Source organism: Bacillus sp. D7-8 (genome assembly GCF_052055895.1).
Classification (GTDB): domain Bacteria; phylum Bacillota; class Bacilli; order Bacillales; family Bacillaceae; genus Bacillus; species Bacillus velezensis.
Genome location: NZ_CP179922.1, coordinates 877,501 through 893,132, shown reverse-complemented (window position 1 = coordinate 893,132; position 15,632 = coordinate 877,501). Strand labels below are relative to the sequence as shown.

Annotated in this window: 15 protein-coding genes, 2 tRNA genes, 1 pseudogene and 1 riboswitch; of the genes and pseudogenes, 5 read left to right on the top strand and 13 right to left on the bottom strand. The window is 47.2% G+C overall.

The window, feature by feature from the left end; translation table 11 throughout:
- Positions 1-58 precede the first annotated feature (58 nt).
- Positions 59-682 carry a hypothetical protein gene (locus ACKTRM_RS04645; protein ID WP_012117139.1) on the top strand — a complete coding sequence of 208 codons (624 nt, stop codon included), beginning with the start codon at positions 59-61 and terminating at the stop codon, positions 680-682.
- A gap of 89 nt (positions 683-771) precedes the next feature.
- On the opposite strand, the gene ACKTRM_RS04640 is transcribed toward ACKTRM_RS04645, so the two are convergent.
- Positions 772-845: transfer RNA gene (locus tag ACKTRM_RS04640), tRNA-Gly, on the bottom strand.
- Positions 846-1,035: 190 nt separating this feature from the next.
- On the opposite strand from ACKTRM_RS04640, the gene ACKTRM_RS04635 reads away from it, so the two are divergent.
- Both ACKTRM_RS04635 and ACKTRM_RS04630 read left to right on the top strand, forming a co-directional pair.
- Positions 1,036-1,239: a helix-turn-helix transcriptional regulator gene (locus ACKTRM_RS04635; RefSeq protein WP_003155407.1), complete on the top strand. Its 204-nt coding sequence runs from the start codon at positions 1,036-1,038 to the stop codon at positions 1,237-1,239.
- On the top strand, positions 1,236-1,703 hold the full coding sequence (locus tag ACKTRM_RS04630; RefSeq protein WP_012117138.1) for a hypothetical protein: 468 nt from the start codon (positions 1,236-1,238) through the stop codon (positions 1,701-1,703). The genes ACKTRM_RS04635 and ACKTRM_RS04630 overlap by 4 nt, the downstream gene beginning before the upstream one ends.
- 20 nt (positions 1,704-1,723) lie before the next feature.
- On the opposite strand, the gene rpsN is transcribed toward ACKTRM_RS04630, so the two are convergent.
- The 6 genes from rpsN to ACKTRM_RS04600 form a co-directional block, all read right to left on the bottom strand.
- Positions 1,724-1,993, bottom strand: coding sequence for a 30S ribosomal protein S14 (rpsN, locus tag ACKTRM_RS04625; RefSeq protein WP_007610245.1), 270 nt, complete (start codon positions 1,991-1,993; stop codon positions 1,724-1,726).
- Positions 1,994-2,167: 174 nt separating this feature from the next.
- Positions 2,168-3,304 (bottom strand): FMNH2-dependent alkanesulfonate monooxygenase, encoded by a 1,137-nt coding sequence (gene ssuD / locus ACKTRM_RS04620; RefSeq protein WP_012117137.1) that lies wholly within the window; start codon positions 3,302-3,304, stop codon positions 2,168-2,170.
- Positions 3,305-3,328: 24 nt separating this feature from the next.
- Positions 3,329-4,162 (bottom strand): ABC transporter permease, encoded by an 834-nt coding sequence (locus tag ACKTRM_RS04615; protein WP_012117136.1) that lies wholly within the window; start codon positions 4,160-4,162, stop codon positions 3,329-3,331.
- Positions 4,162-5,151: an aliphatic sulfonate ABC transporter substrate-binding protein gene (locus tag ACKTRM_RS04610; protein ID WP_012117135.1), complete on the bottom strand. Its 990-nt coding sequence runs from the start codon at positions 5,149-5,151 to the stop codon at positions 4,162-4,164. The genes ACKTRM_RS04615 and ACKTRM_RS04610 overlap by 1 nt, the downstream gene beginning before the upstream one ends.
- 15 nt (positions 5,152-5,166) lie before the next feature.
- Positions 5,167-5,934 carry an ABC transporter ATP-binding protein gene (locus tag ACKTRM_RS04605; protein WP_023356795.1) on the bottom strand — a complete coding sequence of 256 codons (768 nt, stop codon included), beginning with the start codon at positions 5,932-5,934 and terminating at the stop codon, positions 5,167-5,169.
- Positions 5,935-6,156: 222 nt separating this feature from the next.
- On the bottom strand, positions 6,157-7,092 hold the full coding sequence (locus ACKTRM_RS04600; RefSeq protein WP_012117133.1) for an amidohydrolase family protein: 936 nt from the start codon (positions 7,090-7,092) through the stop codon (positions 6,157-6,159).
- A 256-nt stretch (positions 7,093-7,348) separates the two neighbouring features.
- Here ACKTRM_RS04600 and katA point away from each other — a divergent pair, with 256 nt between their 5' ends.
- On the top strand, positions 7,349-8,794 hold the full coding sequence (gene katA / locus ACKTRM_RS04595) for a catalase KatA (RefSeq protein WP_003155420.1): 1,446 nt from the start codon (positions 7,349-7,351) through the stop codon (positions 8,792-8,794).
- 75 nt (positions 8,795-8,869) lie between these two features.
- Here katA and ACKTRM_RS04590 read toward each other — a convergent pair.
- Positions 8,870-9,043 (bottom strand): annotated as a pseudogene (locus tag ACKTRM_RS04590) (ABC transporter substrate-binding protein); the annotation flags it as partial.
- A gap of 2 nt (positions 9,044-9,045) precedes the next feature.
- A complete protein-coding gene (locus tag ACKTRM_RS04585; RefSeq protein ID WP_012117132.1) occupies positions 9,046-9,225 on the bottom strand; it encodes an FbpB family small basic protein in 180 nt (59 codons plus the stop codon).
- 259 nt (positions 9,226-9,484) lie between these two features.
- Between ACKTRM_RS04585 and ACKTRM_RS04580 the strand changes: the two genes are divergently transcribed.
- On the top strand, positions 9,485-10,840 hold the full coding sequence (locus ACKTRM_RS04580) for an FAD-binding oxidoreductase (protein WP_025284453.1): 1,356 nt from the start codon (positions 9,485-9,487) through the stop codon (positions 10,838-10,840).
- A 40-nt stretch (positions 10,841-10,880) separates the two neighbouring features.
- On the opposite strand, the gene thiC is transcribed toward ACKTRM_RS04580, so the two are convergent.
- The 4 genes from thiC to ACKTRM_RS04560 form a co-directional block, all read right to left on the bottom strand.
- Entirely contained in the window at positions 10,881-12,653 is a 1,773-nt protein-coding gene (thiC, locus tag ACKTRM_RS04575) for a phosphomethylpyrimidine synthase ThiC (protein WP_012117130.1), read from the bottom strand.
- Between the two features lie 121 nt (positions 12,654-12,774).
- A riboswitch (TPP riboswitch) is annotated at positions 12,775-12,885 on the bottom strand.
- Between the two features lie 49 nt (positions 12,886-12,934).
- Positions 12,935-13,633 (bottom strand): peptidase E, encoded by a 699-nt coding sequence (locus ACKTRM_RS04570; RefSeq protein ID WP_012117129.1) that lies wholly within the window; start codon positions 13,631-13,633, stop codon positions 12,935-12,937.
- Between the two features lie 85 nt (positions 13,634-13,718).
- Positions 13,719-15,290: a Na+/H+ antiporter NhaC family protein gene (locus tag ACKTRM_RS04565; protein WP_012117128.1), complete on the bottom strand. Its 1,572-nt coding sequence runs from the start codon at positions 15,288-15,290 to the stop codon at positions 13,719-13,721.
- A 145-nt stretch (positions 15,291-15,435) separates the two neighbouring features.
- Positions 15,436-15,517, bottom strand: a tRNA-Leu gene (locus ACKTRM_RS04560).
- Positions 15,518-15,632: the final 115 nt, after the last annotated feature.

The window sequence follows — 15,632 nt, the reverse complement described above, 5'->3', positions numbered from 1 at the left end:
ATCAGGCTCCCGCACAGGTATAATAGAGTTTTATCATCCCGAAATGGAGTGAACACACTTGAACATCAGTTTAGATCCACTTATTGCTGAACGGGTGCCGGGGATCAAAGCGGCAGCCGTCTTATATGAACAGATCGAAGTCGGGCCTGCTCCGCAAATGCTGAAAGGCCGCCTCCGTTTATTTCAAGAATCTCTTTACTTTGATTATGCTGACGGCGGTATAGATGAGCAGCCTTTTGTAAAAGAGTGGGCGCGTATAACGGAACAGCTCAGTCCCGCCTTTTCAGGACAAAAAACGCCGATGGAGCTTATGCTCGGCGATATTTCCCGGGAACGATTCATTGAAAGTGTGAATTCAGCCCATGATACCATACTTTTTTTCTCCTTGAAATATTCATTGCCTATCATGGCGTATGACGCCGCAGAAATAGATGAACCCATTTCAATTACGATCGGAGAAAAAGAAAGCGTACTGTCCTTCTCCGGCCCGGACGGCGTTTTCGGCGACTTCACCGGACATATCAATACCCGCCCGGTCACGCCCGGCACAAAGAAAATGCTGCAGCTGATCTTTTTCCCGCCTTCATTTCATGCAGACGCGGCGGATGAGCTGCTATCATCCTTAACAAAAATGTTTGAACAAATTCACGGAGGCACGCATACCGTCTCTTGGCTTTCATAAAAAGACACGCCTTCGTGTCTTTTTTCACATAAAAAAACGCAATACTTCGTTTATCAGAGAAACGAAACACTGCGTTAATAACGTATGTATGGAGCGGGTGATGAGAATCGAACTCACGACATCAGCTTGGAAGGCTGAGGTTTTACCACTAAACTACACCCGCATCAAAATTAATTTTTGTCAGTACCGATTTGATGTTTCTAATATTACATGTTTATTTTTTTTTCGTCAAGGGAATGTTAAAAAATTTGTCGAAAAAAATTCTTTTTTTGTCCACATGTTAAGTTGGGTTTACATTTTGTTAAGAGTCTCATACAATATAAAAAAGAAGAAAACTTGAGGTACGCCTGATGATGAAAAATAAAGTAAAAGAGCTGAGAGCCAGATTCGGCTATTCTCAGGAAACGCTCGGAAAAGAAGCCGGAGCCACCAGACAGACGATTGCAGCGATTGAAAAAGGAGATTATGTGCCTTCACTTTTATTGGCGCTTAACATCTGCCGGGCTTTCTCCCTGCCGATGGAGGAAGTTTTCTGGCTGGAGGAGGAGAAAAAATGAGTTTGAAAAGAAAAGCGTGTTTTCACCTTGCACTCTACGGATTGGCCTGCTGGACGCTTATTTCCTTTATGGAAGCGGCGCCGCGGATCGCTCAGTTTTTCCAAACGGAGGGGAGCGGTTCATTTGAGCTGAATATCACTCCGTTTCTGCTGTTTACCGTTTGTGCCGCATTGTATATCTATGCCGAAAAGAAAAAGCGAAACGGCAAAAAGCACAGGCTTGTACCCGATGAATTTGAGGAACAGGATGAAAGAGAACGAATGATGACGGCTAAAGCTTGCCGTTCCTCGTATATCGCCGTTTACTTCTCATTGCCGGCCGCAGCCGTTCTGCTTTTGTTTTATCCGCTGATTCAGCCGCATCTACCCTTTTTTCCGATTCTTTTGATTTTCATTCTGATGATGATTCAGCATTTGGCTTATGTTTTCACTTTTCATAAGCACGGCAAAAACTCCGGTTCATGACAGATCCGGAGTTTTTTACATTACCAGCTCGCTTTTTTCACCCCGGGAATCCGGCCTTTATGCGCCAGCTCCCTGAATGCGATTCTGGACAATTTAAATTTTCTCATATATCCGCGGGGCCGCCCCGTCACCGTACAGCGGTTATGAAGCCTGGCCGGAGCAGAATCACGCGGCAGTTTGCTCAGCGCTTCCCAGTCTCCTTTTGCCTTTAATTCTCTTCGGATGTCCGCATATTGTTCAACAAGCTTCTGCCGCTTGAGCTCTTTGATCACTTTTGATTTTTTTGCCATTTCAGCGCTCCTAACAAATCGTAATAATTACGTTTTGTATCATATCATCCATATGAGTATCGTGCAAGCTAAGCGCTTAAAAAGGCGGGTGAATACCCGCCTTCACTGCCGGCATTTCCCCGGAAATGAATCCGCAGAAAGCGCCCGCCGTCAATTATCCGCCTTGCGACGTCATCAGACTTTCGCTTTCTTTCCTCTTGCAAAATGGTCGTTGCCCATTGCTTCACCCAGTCTGCGCTCAAGCTTTTTAGTCCGTTCATTCTGAAACGGCAGAAGCGGAAACACGAGTTCAGCCAGATAATAAGCTTCTTCCAGATGCGGGTAGCCTGAAAAGATAAACGACTCAATGCCGAGTGCCTGATACTCTAAAATTCGAGTAGCGACAGTCTGCGGATCACCGACAAGCGCCGTGCCCGCTCCGCCTCTGACCAGTCCGATGCCGGCCCAGAGATTCGGGCTGATCTCAAGCTTCGAGCGGTCACCGTTATGGAGACCGGCCATCCGTTTTTGTCCCGAAGAATCAGCGCGCCGGAGCGCAGCCTGCGCTTTCGCAATCGTCTCTTCGTCTAAATGGCTGATTAATCGTTCAGCCGCTTCCCATGCCTCTTCCTCAGTCTCCCGGACAATCACGTGAAGTCTGATGCCAAAACGCATCGTCCTTCCTTCCTTGGCAGCCTGTTTTTTAACGGTTTCAATCTTTTCTTTTACCTGCTCCGGCGGCTCTCCCCATGTTAAATAGACATCTGTATGTTTCGCCGCAGCCTCAATTCCCGCCTGTGATGAACCGCCGAAATATAATGGCGGATGCGGAGACTGCTTTGGCGGAAACAGCAGATTGCTGTTTTCCACTTTGATATGGTCCCCTTCATATGTCACCGTTTCGCCCCGCATGAGTCCGCGCCAGACGGTTAAAAATTCTTCAGTCGCCTTATAACGTTCATCGTGGCTGATAAACATACCGTCTCCCGCCAGTTCATAAGGATCTCCGCCCGCTACGACATTTACGAGCAAACGGCCGTCTGACAGCCGATCCATTGTCGACGCCATTCTCGCGGCGACAGACGGCTGCATCAGTCCCGGACGGACCGCCACTAAAAATTTCAAGTCACTCGTTTCCCCCGCTAAAGCGGCAGCCGTCAGCCACGGGTCTTCACATGATCTCCCGGTCGGCAGCAGCACCCCCGTATACCCGAGTCTGTCCGCCGCCTGTGCCACTTGCTTAAAATAAAGATGATCCGCCGTTCTCCCTCCCGTTTGCGTCCCTAAATACCGGCCGTCACCATGCGTCGGAATAAACCAAAGAATCTCCATATGAATCTCTCCTTTTTTAATAGGTTACCCTTCATAACTGTTCCGCCATTTTAATAGTTTCCGTTCGAGCATTCTGACCAATGCATCTGTCAGCTTGCCGACAGCCGCAAAAATGATAATGCCGACAAACACCTTATTTGTCTGTGAAAATTGTCTGGCATCCATAATCATATAACCGACGCCCTCGCTCGATCCCATCAGTTCCGCCACCACGAGACCGAGCCACGCAATGCCCAGAGAGAGCCTGATGCCGAGCAGGATATTCGGCAGAGATGCCGGAAGAATTAATTTCGTCATCTGCTGATACCAGTTAAATTCCAGCACCCGTGCGACGTCAAACAGCTTCGCGTCCACACTGCGGATTCCGAGAAACGTATTAATGTACACGGGGAAAAAAGCCCCTAATGCGATCAGCAGAATTTTTGATGTCTCATCAAACCCGAACCACAAAATAAACAGAGGAGTCACGGCCAAGTGCGGAACCGTTCTGAGCATTTGCAGAGACGGATCTAGATATGCTTCCGTCCGCTTTGAGAAACCGACCAGCAGCCCGAAAACAAGTCCGAGGCCCGCGCCAAGCAGAAATCCGGCAGCCGCCCTGTATAAACTGATCTCTAAATGACCCCACAGTTCACCTGAAAGAAGAAGTTCCTGAAACGTCTGCAAGATGACGACAGGTGACGGGAGCACCGTTGTCGAGACGATGCCCAGACTTGCGATAACCTGCCATACTGCGATGACCGCAGCCGGGAGTACAATCCCTTTCATCCATTGGTATGAATACTTCCGGGAAGTTGCCAGAGCTTTCTTTTCTGATTGGCTTATTGCGCCGGCAGCCGTTGATGCTTCTGCTTTCATTACTTGCCATCCCCCGTTTCAAGCGCTTTTTTAATAAATGAATTGTCGACAACGTCTTTTACTTGAATTTTCTTATGAATCGCTTTTGTTTGATATTGAAAATCAGCGGTTTCCTGCTGGGCTTTGACAATATCATCATTGATCGGTTCATTGAGAGGCTCAGTATTGTTAAGCACGTTTCTGACGACTTTCGGATCAAGATGTTTGATTTTCGCATATAAGGAGACAGCTTCATCTTTGTGTTCCTTTTGCCATGCAACTGCTTTATTGAACACTTTCAGAAATCGGACAACCTCATCCGGGTGTTCTTTGGAAAATCCCGTTCTGACTAACGTGAAACCGGGAGAATATAAATCTGTGCTTTCTCCGTTCGCCAATATTTCCGCCCCGTGCTGCAGCGTTTCAATTGACAAATACGGCTCCCAAATGGACCATGCGTCAACTGATTTGTTTTCAAAAGCGGAAACCGCCTCATCAGGCTGAAGCTGGATGATGGTGACGTCATCGGCGGAAAGCCCCGCTTTATCTAAAGCTTTATAGAGAAAATCAAAGCCGCTGCTGCCTTTGGCTACAGCGATTTTTTTACCTTTCAATTCTTTCAGGCTCTGAATCCCGCTGCCCTTGTTTACGAGAATGCCATTTGCCTTTAACCCGTCCTGAGACAGCCCGATCTCTTTAAAATCAATTCCAGCCGCCTGACCGGAAATGACCGGTGAATTGCCGACCTGGGAAAAATCAAGCTTATCGGCGGCAAGACCTTCAAACTGCGGAGGACCGCTTTGGAATTCGACCCATTTTACTTTTATTCCGTCTTTTTTGAAGGCCTCTTCAAACCAGCCTTTTTCCTTGGCAATGAGAAGCGGGCTTAAACTCTGCTGGATGCCGATCCGGATTTCTTTCACCGTTTTCCCGCTCCCTCCTGTCCTGTCTGCACTGCATCCGGCTGACATCATGACTGCTGCGGCTAAAAGAATGATGATTTTTTTCACTTCGCTTCGTCCCTTCTATATCCCGGACCCATCCGCAAACCGGAGGTCTTCCGTTTTCTCAAACTCAGAAAGCACCTTCTGCCGGACGGCCTGAAAATCCGCTGACGTCCGATTGCGCGGATGCGGAAGCTGAATCGGCATCAGGCTGTGCAGCCGGCCGGGCTTTGCCCTGAGGATCGCCAGCTTATCGCCTAAATAGACGGATTCATCAATATCATGCGTGACCAGAATCATCGTCGTTTTTTTCTCGCGCCATATATCAAGCAGCACTTCCTGCAAATGTTTTCTCGTAAAAGCGTCAAGCGCCCCGAACGGTTCATCTAAAAGCAGCACCTCCGGCTCGCGCAAAAGGGCTCTGGCGATGGCAACCCGCTGCGACATGCCGCCGGATAATTCGCGCGGATAAGCGTTCTCCGCTCCCTGCAGCCTGACAACCTCAATCAGATCATCCACTTTTTTCCGAATGGCCGGGTCGTTCATATTGAGATCGGCAGCGATGTTTTGTTTTACCGTCAGCCAGGGAAACAGCCGGTGCTCCTGAAAGATAAATCCCTGCCGGATGCCCGGTCCCGATACATTGCGGCCGTTTATTGTGACAGAGCCTTTATAATCGGTATCAAGACCGGCAATCAATTTTAAAAGCGTGCTTTTGCCGCATCCGCTCGGCCCGATGACAGTCAAAAATTCTCCCGATGCAATTGACAGCTCAATATCATTCAGCACCGGCGTTTTCCGGCCTTCATGCTCAAAAGCTTTTTCTTGTATGCTGATGGTTACAGCCATCTGTCTTCCCCTCTCTTTCTGCCGCGTGCGATCGAAAAACAAAAAGGCCCCCATCTCCGATTGCTTGCAGAGATGGGAGCCTTCGGCGGTCCGATCGGCAACCCGTTTGTTTTTAAATTTGAATATCATGTTAATTCAAATTATTCCGACTTGTCAACTGTTTTTTATAAGGATTAAAATACGCCCTCCGGCATAACCCTGCCAGAGAGCGCATCGGCTGTATCACGTATTTACTTCCTTTTCTTGGCGGGCGATTTTCAATAATGTCCGCGCGTTGTTGCCGAAAATGTTCTCTATATCTTCTTCCCGCATATTGATTTCCCGGCAGGTCCTCACCTGCTCCTGAAGATATCTGTATACATATCCTCTCGGAAATCCGTTCGAATCCGTCCCGAAGATGATCCGTTCAGCACCGATTAATTCAGATGTCTTCCGAAACAGAATTTCCAAATCAAGCGGGTACGGCATCCACCTCATCCACTGATTTGAGCCGGACGTGTCAATATACACATTCGGGCAGCTCCAGCACAGCTGCAGCAGTTCCTGATAATATCCGGCGCCGAAATGCGGAATGATGAACGGTATATCAGCATACTCTCTCGCGACGCGACAGATGGAGAGCGGGTTGATGTTGCGATGGCTGACAATGCCCCCCGCTCTTCCTAAAAGCCCGAAGTGAATTAATACAGGCAGCCTTTTGTCAGCCAGATACGTCCACAGCTTTTTCAGCGACGGATCATGAAAATCGATGTCTGTCAGCGGCCCGAACAGTTTATATCCTTTCAGACCGAGCTCTTCTACCGCTCTTTTCAGCTCTTCATACGCATCCTCCCGCTCCAAAGGATGATATGCAAATCCGGTAAATCTCGCGGGATTGGCTTGAATAAACGCCGCCATCCGGTCATTGCTCTCTGCTGTTAAAAAATTCAGCACGTCAATGCCGTACTTATCTAATTCATTCTCCCATCTTGTCATCAAAGCGATTTTGCCGTCATCGCCCTCAACATCATGCGGATCAGGAAAATCCCAAGTCAGATTCATTCTATCTGACCGCTCCCGGTTATAATCGGAAAATGTCTTATCGTTTTTGCCGAAATAAAGGCTGTACGGCAGATGACCGTGAATATCGACAGGTTTAAAATGCTGCCGGAAAAGCATACAATCGCCGCCTCCCTTACCGCCTGACAATAAAAAAAGGCCCTTATCCAGTGAAGAATAAGAGCCTCTTGTGTCCAAGTCAGCGGTTTCTATTTTTTCTCATCTTAAACCCATTATTCCCGTCAGTCAAGTAGGTTTTCAAATCCAAACCCTTTTTTCGATAATAAAAATAATTATTTTATAATCATTATAAAATAACATTGACTTTTTAATGATAGGTGATATTATGTTTTTATAAATCTAAAGAGGTGATCACATGAGTTCAAATAAATTGACAACCAGCTGGGGCGCTCCTGTCGGAGATAACCAAAACTCAATGACGGCCGGCGATCGCGGTCCTGCTTTAATACAAGACGTCCATCTGCTTGAGAAATTGGCGCACTTTAACAGAGAACGCGTTCCCGAGCGTGTCGTTCACGCAAAAGGCGCGGGCGCACACGGTTATTTTGAAGTCACAAATGACGTTACAAAATATACGAAAGCCGCATTTCTGTCAGAAGTCGGTAAACGCACGCCGCTCTTCATCCGTTTCTCAACCGTTGCGGGCGAACTGGGCTCTAGTGACACAGTGCGCGACCCGCGCGGATTTGCCGTTAAGTTTTATACAGAAGAAGGAAACTACGACATCGTCGGAAACAATACACCCGTGTTCTTCATCCGCGATGCCATCAAGTTCCCTGACTTTATCCATACACAAAAAAGAGATCCGAGAACACATCTGAAAAACCCGACGGCCGTTTGGGATTTCTGGTCTCTGTCACCGGAATCCCTGCACCAGGTCACCATTCTGATGTCAGACCGGGGCATTCCGGCGACTCTTCGCCATATGCACGGATTCGGAAGCCATACATTTAAATGGACAAATGATAAAGGCGAAGGCGTCTGGATCAAATATCACTTTAAAACAGAGCAAGGCGTGAAAAACCTTGATGTTAATACAGCCGCAAAAATCGCGGGCGAAAATCCCGATTACCATACGGAAGATTTGTTCAACGCGATTGAAAACGGCGATTTCCCCGCATGGAAATTATATGTTCAAATCATGCCGTTAGAAGACGCAAACACATATCGCTTTGATCCGTTTGACGTCACAAAAGTATGGTCTCAAAAAGATTATCCGCTGATCGAAGTCGGCCGCATGGTTCTGAACCGCAATCCGGAAAATTACTTTGCGGAAGTAGAACAGGCGACGTTCTCTCCCGGCACATTAGTCCCCGGCGTCGACGTCTCACCTGACAAAATGCTTCAAGGCCGGTTGTTCGCATACCATGACGCGCATCGCTACCGTGTCGGCGCGAACCATCAGGCGCTGCCGATCAACCGTTCCCGCAATGAAGTGAAAAACTATCAGCGTGACGGACAAATGCGTTTTGATGATAACGGCGGCCGCTCCGTCTATTACGAGCCTAACAGCTTCGGCGGCCCGAAAGAGTCACCTGAAGATAAACAGGCGGCATATCCTGTATCAGGTTTCGCTGACAGTGTAAGCTATAATCATCATGATCATTACACACAAGCCGGCGACCTGTACCGCCTGATGAGCGAAGAAGAGCGCGCGCGCCTTGTCGCCAATATCGTCAGTGCGATGAAACCTGTGGAAAAAGAAGAAATTAAGCTGCGCCAGATCGGCCACTTCTACAAAGCTGATCCTGAATACGGCAGACGCGTTGCCGAAGGACTCGGACTGCCATCACCAAAATAACATCAAAAAACCTGCCGGTCTGCCCGGCAGGTTTTTCCTGTTTATTATCAATAAAACCGTTTTTTTCTCAATTACCGGATGAGAAGCTTTAAACTCCTTTGTCTTGACATGGGCAATACGTGTTTCTTTCTTTTTATCCGCCGCAGATGACGGTTCTTCTCCGGCACTCCCGAACGCGCACCCTGATAACATGATGGATACCGACAGCGCGAGTACCGTTGTTTTTATCCTCCATTTTCTCTCCTTCATCTTTATCGAACCCCCGCATGCTTTTCATCTATCTTTATATAAATCTGCTCCATCTGTTCCTCATTTCTCATAATCTCCCGTTTGTTTTTCTCTACAAGCAGTTCGAAATTCAATGTGTGTTTTCTGTACTTTTTTCGTTTTTTGCTCTTTTTGCGCACATGTGGTACCTTTTTTAACGCCACTTTTCATCCCTCCGCTTTTCATTTCATTCAATGACTTTCACGCAAAAAAGGCCCTTATCTGTTTAAAAGATAAGAGCCTTCGGTGATCCGATCAGCCATCGTTTGGAAATATGTAATGATTATGTTAATTCATATAATCCCTACCTGTCAACTACAATTTAAAATATCGTTTCCTTCCGGGGGTTTTCCTCATACACTCTCTCATTTTTCCGCATATGCTAGAAAACATAGCAGAGTACAAGTGAAAGTGAGTGAGAATGTGGAAAAGACAACATTGACCGGTCGCATCGTCAAAAAAGATGACCCGGACTATAATGCTGCGAGAACCAATATCAATTTAAGCCTGCAAAGATATCCAGACATCATTGTGTTTTGTCAAAACAAACATGACGCCCTCAATGCGGTGAGATGGGCGCGTGAGAACAATGTGCCTTTCCGTATCAGAGGCGGAAGACACAGCTACGAAAATTTTTCCCTGTTAAATGACGGACTAGTCATTGATCTCAGTGAAATGAAGAAAATAAGAGTAAATGAGGATAAGCGGCTGGTCTCGATTGAAGCGGGAGCCGAATTGGGGGAAGTCTACCGGACACTCTGGCGGTACGGCTTGACCCTTCCTGCGGGAACCATTGCGAATGTGGGAATCACGGGGCTGACGCTCGGGGGAGGAATCGGATATTTAACAAGGACAGCCGGACTTACTTGCGATCGTCTCCTCCAGCTCGAAATGATCATAGCGGACGAAAAAGCGGGTGCTGACTTGATCACAGTCAACCGTTCAAAGCACTCTGATCTATTTTGGGCGTCTCAGGGAGGAGGGGGAGGCAACTTCGGCATTGTCACATCCATGATGTTTAAAGCCGTACCGATCTCGTGCGTGTCTGTTTTTTCTGTCACTTGGGGCTGGGATGATTTTGAGGAAGTATTTAACACATGGCAGCGCTGGGCTCCATTTACAGACAACCGGCTTACCTCATCAATTCAGTTTTGGCCTAAGGAAGTCAACCGCATAGAAGCGCTCGGTCAATTTACCGGGACAAAGGATGAGCTGAAAGAACTGCTGGCTCCGTTAATGAAAGCGGGAAAACCGGCAAGCGGCATGGTCAAGACAGTGCCATTTATTAAAGCGGCAGCCTTTTTTAACAGCCCGGGAGGCAATCAGCCGCAAAAGATGAAGCGGTCAGGATCCTTTATTGAAAAACCATTATCAACACGCGCAATATCCACTTTAAAGCGCTATTTAGAGCACGCTCCGAACGAAAACGCCAGTGTCTGGCAGCAATCTCTCGGCGGGGCGGCCGGACGGATCGCTCCGGACCAAACGGCATTCTACTATCGCAACGCAATCATTGCCCAAGAATATATTACAACTTGGACATCTGCTGAAGAAGAAAGACAAAATGTCCGCTGGATCGAAGGACTGAGAACGTCCCTATCAAGAGAAACGATGGGAGATTACGTGAATTGGCCTGATAGAGAAATCAGAAACTGGCTGCAAACATATTACGGAGAAAATGTTCACCGCCTCCGTCAAGTCAAAACGAAATACGATCCGGAAAATATATTCCGCTTTGAACAGAGCATTCCGCCGCTTCGCCGTTCACCGTTTTTCTAAAAAAGATGAAGATGGGCAAACTCCATCTTCATCTTTTCTTTTATTGATATAAACGGCTTCCCTTCTCTGCAAACTCTTTTGCTTTTTCTTTCAGCCCTTCGTTGACGGCCTCGTCTTCAGTAAGTCCGTTTTCCTTCGCATAATCACGAATATCCTGAGAAATTCTCATACTGCAGAACTTCGGACCGCACATCGAACAGAAGTGAGCCGTTTTTGCGCCTTCAGCCGGCAGCGTTTCATCATGATATTCCATTGCTCTTTCAGGATCAAGCGACAAATGAAATTGATCACGCCACCGGAATTCAAACCGCGCCTTAGACAGAGCATCGTCACGGATCTGTGCACCCGGATGCCCTTTAGCAAGGTCTGCGGCATGTGCCGCGATTTTGTACGTAATGACGCCTTCTCTTACATCATCACGATTCGGCAGCCCCAAATGCTCCTTCGGCGTGACATAGCAAAGCATCGCCGTCCCGTACCAGCCGATCATCGCCGCGCCGATTGCTGAAGTAATGTGGTCATAACCCGGAGCGATATCCGTCGTTAATGGCCCGAGCGTGTAAAAAGGCGCCTCTTTACAAATTTCCAGCTGCTTGTCCATGTTTTCCTTAATTTTATGCATCGGCACATGACCCGGTCCTTCGATCATCACTTGCACATCGTGCTTCCACGCAATCTCCGTCAATTCTCCGAGAGTCTCCAATTCCGCAAACTGCGCTTCATCATTGGCATCCGCAATCGAACCGGGGCGAAGCCCGTCACCAAGTGAAAAAGCGATATCATAGGTCTTCATGATTTCACAAATTTCTTCAAAATGCGTGTACAGAAAGCTTTCCTGATGATGAGCCAGGCACCATTGCGCCATAATCGCCCCGCCGCGGGATACGATTCCTGTCGTGCGTTTGGCCGTTAACGGGACGTAACGAAGCAATACGCCGGCATGTATGGTAAAATAATCCACACCCTGCTCCGCCTGCTCAATCAATGTGTCACGATAAATGTCCCACGTTAAATCCTCGGCAATGCCATTAACTTTTTCAAGCGCCTGATAAATCGGCACCGTCCCCACAGGCACGGGGCAGTTGCGGATAATCCATTCACGCGTCGTATGAATGTCTTTTCCCGTGGATAAGTCCATCATCGTATCGGCGCCCCAGCGAATCGCCCACGTCATTTTTTCGACTTCTTCTTCGATAGAAGATGTAACAGCCGAGTTGCCGATATTGGCATTAATTTTCACATGAAAATTCCGGCCGATAATCATCGGCTCGCTTTCCGGGTGGTTGACGTTAGAAGGAATAATCGCCCGTCCGCTCGCCACCTCTTCCCTGACAAATTCGGGAGACACATGCTCACGTATTGCGATAAACTCCATTTCCGGCGTAATGATGCCTTTTCTCGCATAATGCAATTGTGTTACATTTTTCCCTGGCTTGGCCCGAAGCGGTTTCCGCTGTAGGCCGGGGTATTCGGCAGCATGATCTTCTTTTTTATAACCGTTGTCTTCAGGCTTCACGATCCGTCCATTATATTCTTCTACATCTCCGCGCCCGGTAATCCACTTTGTGCGGAGCGCCCCCAGCCCTTCATGAATATCAATCTGTACATCCGGGTCTGTATACGGCCCGCTCGTATCATAAACACGGACCGGCGCATTCTCCTCTTCCCCGAATGCCCCCGTAGTCGCACTCAGGCTGATTTCCCGCATCGGCACTCGTATATCGGGCGAAGAACCTTCTGCATAAACCTTTTTACTGCCGGAAAAACTCGACATAATGGAAATGTTCGCTTGCTGTACTGATTGATTTTGCATACAAATCTCTCCTTTATCATTTGAATAACAGAACCAAGCTCAGCACCAGCACAAAAAAACCGGGTTCAAAGAAGAACCCGGTTTTGCAGTCAGAAAGAAACTATTATTGTTTTCATCAACAATAATAAAACCTTTACTTCCCCACGCTGGTACGAACCAGATCAGGTCCAAAGGGTTAAGAAGCCGCCGCTTCTCTCTCAGCCCGCTCAGACGGGCACCCCCAGTAACTATTGATTTCGCTCTCATCGTAACATAAGTTGTGTACAAAAAAAAGCATATTATCAAAATTCAGATAACGGTACGGTCATAAGCTCTGTTTCCCGAACGCCTTTTTCGGTATTAAAAACCCGATAACCCTTTGCGGTTTCCCGGGAAGAGACAGCCCGGAACAGCTGACCGTCTTTATAATGAAGCGCAGCGCCGTCATCAGCGGCATAGCCCTCCCTGAGTTTCTTTTCTGAAATCAGACGGTGATACACCGGCCGGCGCTCCGCTTCTCCGTCATAGTGCGGACAAAAGCTTCCCGGCAAAAATCCTAAAGCTCTTAACTCTCTCAAATCTCCAGCTGAATCCGTCAATCCTTCTTCATACCAGCAAATCGCCCCGGCGCTGAGACCCGCCAACATGATGCCGTTTTCCCAAGCCTCACGAAGAATAAGGTCAAGCCCCCACTCTTTCCATAAGACAAGCATATTGCGCGTATTTCCGCCGCCGACATATATAATATCTTTCTTCATGAGAAAGGATCTGAGATCAGAACCCGGCGGTTTAAACAGCGACAAGTGATCCGGCTCACACCGCAGCTTTTGAAAGGCCTGATAAAACCTGCCGATATAATTCTCCGAATCTCCGCTTGCCGTCGGCAAAAAACAAATTTTCGGCTTTGACCGCGCCGACTGCTCTAAAATATACTGATCCAGCACAAGATGATCCGGCTCCATGGAAAAGCCCCCGCCGCCCATTGCAATAATCTGCTTCAATGTCATCACCTCTTTTTTCCTCTAGTATAACAGCTCATAAAAAGGCGTTATCCCAATTTCGGATACCGCCTTTAAAAAGTATTTGTTATCTGAAAAATGAAAACGCACCGTATAACACAACGGAGATCCCCGCGGCGATAAGCGCTGGAACAAGCTTCGAACGGGCATACTTCACAACATCGATCCCCAACACCGTACAGGTTGTCACCGTATTATCACTGAGAGGAGAAGCAAACGCTCCAAATGTTCCGCTCGCAAACACGGCCCCGATCGCTAATAATAAGCTGGTATGTGACTGAACCGCCAGCGTTACGCCGAGCGGCATTAATAGCCCCCAAGTCCCCCAGGATGACCCGATAAAATAGGATATAACAGCCCCCAGTATAAAAAGAGACGGCGCAATAAACATATGAGGGATCCATGACGTTAAATGAGAAGTAACATATTTCGAGAATCCAAGGTCTTCAGATACTGCTGTTACGGCCCAAATCAGCGATAACATAATAATAACGTTGACCAATTCGTTTCCGCCCTTAATAAAATGGGTAACAAGCTCGCCTGCATGAAAACGCTGAAACATAAAAAGAGCAAATGCTGCAATAACCGCTGCCAATAATGCGGTTAACATGACGCCAAGCATATCGCTTTTGATAAAAGCATTCAAAAACCCTTGTGCTTTTGAATGGCCGTCCCACCAGCTGAGAAAGAGTGTTAATAGCAAAAACAGCCCGATCGGAATGATTAAATTCCAAGGCCGAATCGGTGTTTCGTTAATATAAGCACGGTGCGCCGAATCCAGCTCCTCCTGCTGGTCAGCATGCTCATCACTTTCGAACATTCCCGTATGCCCACCGTGAATATCTGAGATCGTCCCTGTTTCCATGTTGAATGAACCTGATCCTTTTGAAAGCAACACACCCCTGTTCCGCGGAATCGGTTCCGTATTTTTGTTATGTTTGCGAGCAGAAGTTTGTCCGCTCTTTTCTGTTTTTTCTAAGCTTTCGTCCGCTTTTTGTTTCTTAAAAAAGCAGTAATAAATTCCGACTACTATAATCACAATGGAGAAAAAATTGAAGGGAATACTTTTCACATACACCGTGTAAGCCGGCTGATCTATTCCTGACGTTTTGAGGGCCTGTCCGATAATGGAAACCATGTAGCCGACAAATGCCGTTGCTATCGGAATCAAGGCAATGACAGGGTTTGCCGTAAACTCAATGGCATACGCAATTTTCTGTTTCGACAGGTCCAGACGCTTGCTTAAAGCTTTCATGATCGGTGCAATTGTGACGATGCGAAAGTCCGGTTCACTGAACGTGCCAAATGTCGACAGCCATGCAAGCAGCATCGCACCTTTTTTGGTTTTAACTTTTTTACTGATCAAATGGACGAATCCTTTTATCCCGCCGGTCAGCTTTATAATCCCTACAAGGCCGGCAAATGAATATAGAAACACAATGATTCTAATATTATTGGTGACGACAATGTTGCTGATTACATATTGAACCATATGCTCAATCCCGCCAAGCAAGCTGGGATGCAAAAGATAGCTTCCGACCAGCAAACCGACAAACAGACCGGACTGCACTTGCTTTGTAATGATTGAAATGGGAATGACCAGAATAAATGGGATAAGACAAGCCCAAGTCCCTTCCATAAAAAACACCTCTTTCAAAGAACTTCTTGTTAGTATCTTTGAAAAAAGCGGATTTATACAATCAGCAGGTATCATGTTTTCACAAGCCTTGGAGGATATTTTCACACAACAAAAAAGGCTTCTACATATTGTAGAAGCCTTTGTATACCGGTGGCCGGGGTCGAACCGGCACTCCAGAAGGAACACGATTTTGAGTCGTGCGCGTCTGCCAATTCCGCCACACCGGCATGTAATGCGTCGTGTTCAACCGACGTATATAAATATAACATGTATTTCATAAAACGTCAACGGTTTTAGCAAAGTTTTTTAAATGGTAATGCAGTATATACGATACAGGCAAGA

Coding starts and splice junctions, on each gene's coding strand:
- ACKTRM_RS04635 (WP_003155407.1), top strand. CDS start 1,036: ATGAAAAATAAAGTAAAAGAGCTGAGAGCCAGATTCGGCTATTCTCAG.
- ACKTRM_RS04630 (WP_012117138.1), top strand. CDS start 1,236: ATGAGTTTGAAAAGAAAAGCGTGTTTTCACCTTGCACTCTACGGATTG.
- rpsN (WP_007610245.1), bottom strand. CDS start 1,993: ATGGCAAAAAAATCAAAAGTGATCAAAGAGCTCAAGCGGCAGAAGCTT.
- ssuD (WP_012117137.1), bottom strand. CDS start 3,304: ATGGAGATTCTTTGGTTTATTCCGACGCATGGTGACGGCCGGTATTTA.
- ACKTRM_RS04615 (WP_012117136.1), bottom strand. CDS start 4,162: ATGAAAGCAGAAGCATCAACGGCTGCCGGCGCAATAAGCCAATCAGAA.
- ACKTRM_RS04605 (WP_023356795.1), bottom strand. CDS start 5,934: ATGGCTGTAACCATCAGCATACAAGAAAAAGCTTTTGAGCATGAAGGC.
- ACKTRM_RS04600 (WP_012117133.1), bottom strand. CDS start 7,092: ATGCTTTTCCGGCAGCATTTTAAACCTGTCGATATTCACGGTCATCTG.
- katA (WP_003155420.1), top strand. CDS start 7,349: ATGAGTTCAAATAAATTGACAACCAGCTGGGGCGCTCCTGTCGGAGAT.
- thiC (WP_012117130.1), bottom strand. CDS start 12,653: ATGCAAAATCAATCAGTACAGCAAGCGAACATTTCCATTATGTCGAGT.
- ACKTRM_RS04565 (WP_012117128.1), bottom strand. CDS start 15,290: ATGGAAGGGACTTGGGCTTGTCTTATCCCATTTATTCTGGTCATTCCC.